This is a genomic window from Paenibacillus sp. 01T422 (genome assembly GCF_056398785.1).
On sequence record NZ_JBFTQB010001683.1, the window covers coordinates 1 to 419 of the forward strand.

Below are 419 nucleotides of genomic sequence, written 5' to 3' on the forward strand. Positions count from 1 at the left end.
ATTCTTGTTTTTGTCGGCAGTTTGACGGCATATACAACGCCTGCTTTGCTCGGTGGCAAGCAGCGGGTTATCTCCACATTTCTTTATCAGAATGCAATTACGCTTAATGATTGGCACCTTGCTTCTGTCATTGCTGTGATTATGATCGTGATCACCTTCGTCGTCATTGCGCTAATGAATAAACTGGCGACTAAATTAAATCCGAAGGGGTAGAACTATGCGGGAAAAGAATCGAGGGCTGGCGTTGTTCACCCTTCTTGTCTATATTTTCTTGCTCGGGCCGCTCGTTATTATAGCATTTGCTTCATTTGAGCCAGGGAGTGTACTGAAATTCCCACCGACAGGATTTTCGTTGAAATGGTACCGCAACATTTGGGAAGTTAAGATGTTCATGACAACCGCGGGCACCTCTATTATTG

General features: G+C 44.6%; 2 pseudogenes. Both read left to right on the forward strand.

The features are described from left to right. Positions 1–213 (forward strand): annotated as a pseudogene (locus AC1DUA_RS40760) (ABC transporter permease); the annotation flags it as partial. A gap of 4 nt (positions 214–217) precedes the next feature. Next, positions 218–419: pseudogene (locus tag AC1DUA_RS40765) on the forward strand (ABC transporter permease); the annotation flags it as partial.